At 60.7% G+C, this 1,263-nt stretch carries 1 protein-coding gene; it reads left to right on the plus strand.

The window, feature by feature from the left end; genetic code table 11:
- The first annotated feature begins 97 nt into the window (after positions 1 to 97).
- A protein-coding gene (locus tag ACIN94_RS32820) for an IS3 family transposase (RefSeq protein WP_400714949.1) occupies positions 98 to 1,218 on the plus strand; the annotation gives its coding sequence in 2 pieces (ribosomal slippage) (positions 98 to 307 and positions 310 to 1,218; 1,119 coding nt in all).
- Positions 1,219 to 1,263: the final 45 nt, after the last annotated feature.

The raw sequence follows: 1,263 nt of genomic DNA on the forward strand, positions 1-1,263 counted from the left end.
CCACTCGCTAGGGTGGTAACAGTTCGAAGGAGATGGAAACGTGCCGAAAGGTTCCAGGCGTAGGTTCAGCCAGGAGTTCAAGGACGAGGCTGTGCGCATGGTCCTCGACGGCCCCCGCACGATTGCCGAGGTCGCCAGAGAGTTCGGGGTTCACGACACCACGCTCGGCAATTGGGTGAACACCTACAAACGAACGCACGCGGAGGAAGACCTGCACCCCCTCAGCGGTCCCGAGCGCGCCCGGCTGCGCGAACTCGAGCGGGAAAACTCCGAACTCCGCGAGAAGCTTTCTTTCCTGAAAAAAGCCGCGGCCTTCTTCGCGGCCGAGAACAATCGGTGACCGCGAAGTTCGAGCTGATCGACGCGGAGAAGGCCAACTACAAGATTGTGAAAATGTGCGACTGGCTGGAGGTGTCCCGCTCGGGGTATTACGAGTGGCATGGCCGGCCCGCTTCGGCGACCGCGCAGCGTCGCGAACTCCTCCAAGGCATGATCGAGGACATCTTCTACGAGCACGAGGAGGTGTACGGCTACCGGCGGATCCACGCCGAGCTGCTGCGCCGCGGTGAGCGGTGCTCCGATGAACTGGTGCGGGTGCTGATGCGCGAGCTGGGCCTGATGCCGGCGCAGGTGCGGACCTTCACGCTGAAGATCACCGAGCAGGGTGCCTTCAGAGGCATCCCCGACCTGGTCAGACGCGATTTCACCGCCGCTCGGCCCGGCGTCAAGCTGGTAGGCGACATCACGTACATCCCGACCTGGGAGGGGTTTTGCTACCTGGCCACGGTGATCGACTGCTACAGCAAGGCCGTGGTGGGGTGGGCGATGGCCGATCACTACCGCACCGAGTTGATCACCGAGGCGATCGAGGACGCGGTACAGACCTTCACTATCGAAAAGGACGCGATCTTCCATTCCGATAGAGGATCGAACTACACGTCCGATGAATTCGGCGCCGTGCTGAAGAGGCTGAATATTCAGAGGTCCGTTGGCCGTACCGGCATATGTTACGATAACGCCATGGCCGAATCGTTCTTTTCGGCGCTGAAGAACGAGTGGCTGAAGCGGTACGTTTTCACCAGTCGGGCGAAGGCTCGCCGAGCCGTGATCCGTTATATTGAGGGCTTCTATAATCGGCGCCGACTGCACTCGTCTGTTGGCTACCGGACGCCATTCGAAGTTCTCGACGAGTACGCGGCACTTCAATCGGCTGCGTAGTCAACAACCGCAGATTCCGCTGTCCGGAATGATCTCAGCCCCTCA

Origin of the sequence: Streptosporangium sp. NPDC087985 (assembly GCF_044741965.1) — a bacterium.
Lineage (GTDB): Bacteria > Actinomycetota > Actinomycetes > Streptosporangiales > Streptosporangiaceae > Streptosporangium.